The organism is Gluconobacter japonicus, from assembly GCF_015244665.1.
In the GTDB taxonomy this organism is placed as follows: Bacteria; Pseudomonadota; Alphaproteobacteria; order Acetobacterales; family Acetobacteraceae; genus Gluconobacter; species Gluconobacter japonicus.
Genome location: NZ_JABCQN010000019.1, coordinates 1 through 1,417, shown reverse-complemented (window position 1 = coordinate 1,417; position 1,417 = coordinate 1). Strand labels below are relative to the sequence as shown.

At 55.5% G+C, this 1,417-nt stretch carries 2 protein-coding genes; one reads left to right on the top strand and one right to left on the bottom strand.

Going from position 1 to position 1,417, the window contains the following annotated elements; genetic code table 11:
- Positions 1–1,099: chloride channel protein (locus HKD32_RS15075; RefSeq protein WP_194258407.1), on the top strand; the 1,099-nt coding region annotated here is incomplete at its 5' end.
- A 3-nt stretch (positions 1,100–1,102) separates the two neighbouring features.
- Here HKD32_RS15075 and HKD32_RS15070 read toward each other — a convergent pair.
- Positions 1,103–1,417 (bottom strand): cation:proton antiporter domain-containing protein (locus HKD32_RS15070; protein WP_194258406.1); only part of this gene is annotated, 315 nt, incomplete at its 5' end.

Genomic DNA, 1,417 nt, shown 5'->3' with positions numbered 1-1,417 from the left:
GATCGCCACCCTCCACATGGGAAACTATACCGTTGTTGACCGTATTCTCACGCTGCGGATTGCTGCCGGGAAAATCATTCTGACCTGCCTTGGCCTTGTCTGCGGTGCCTCTATCGGACGTGAAGGTCCCAGCGTGCAGATCGGAGCGTCGATCATGCATGGCTTTTCACGACTGCTTGGGCAATCCAATATCGCCTCCAAGCGCAGTATGATTCTGGCGGGAGGTGCTGCTGGAATGGCAGCGGCTTTCAACACGCCGCTGGCTGGCATTGTCTTTGCTATTGAGGAGCTTTCTCACTCTTTCGAGCAGAAAGCTTCAGGTCGGACATTGACGATCGTTGTGATCTCAGGTGTCACCGCTATCACCCTCATGGGAAATTATACCTATTTTGGTCATGCCGACGTCAACATCCCGGTGGGGACAGCGTGGATCGCCGTTCTCGTCTGCGGCATTGTCGGGGGGCTGGCTGGGGGAAGCTTTGCCGCACTCGTCATCAGGGCTTCCAGAGGCTTACCTGGCTCTGTCGGCCGATTGGCCAAACAGCGTCCGATCATGTTCTCAGCACTGTGCGGACTGTTGACTGCCGTGATCGGCCTGATCTCCAAAGGAAATACTTACGGAACGGGCTATGTGCAGGCTCAGGCAATTTTTGCAGGGACCGACCACTACCCGGCCTCGTTCTTTATCCTGAAGTATCTCTCAATGCTGGTCTCGTACTGCTCGGGAATTCCAGGTGGAATGTTCGCACCCTCTCTTGCAATCGGAGCGGGCATCGGCGGATGGATCGAACAGTTTCTGCCGCATACGACCCCCGGTGCAGTCGTGCTGTTGGGGACGGTCGCCTATTTCTGTGGTGTTGCTCAATCGCCGTTAACAGCAACGATTATCGTCATGGAAATCTGCGATAACCAGCAGGTGACGCTTGCACTTCTGGCCACAGCTTTTCTGGCGTTTGGTGTCTCCCGGATTGTCTGCCCTCAACCTCTTTATACCGCGTTGGCCGACAGATTTCTGGAAACGATGGACAAACCCTCGTCACAACCAAAGCCAATGCCTGCGAAACAGGAAGCTGCCTCTGAGGAGAAGTTACCGATCTAAGCTTTAGAGACGGGTGGAGGGGAACAGTCTTCGGACGACCCATTCCATCGTAAGTCCTTGTACGATAATCGTGAATACCACCACGCCGTAACACACTGGCAACAGCAACTCCCGTAAGTCTCCGGCTGGCAATCCAAGCGCCAGAGAAACCGAAATGCCGCCACGGAGGCCACCCCATGTCAGGATACCCAGGACGCGGCCTCGTTCCCATTGCCTGAGGTGGGTTGGGAGCGTTGAAAAGAGCACGCTCAAGGCGCGCACAGCAATGGACAGCGGGATGATGGCAAGCGTTGCCAAAACTGCAAACACATGCGGCTT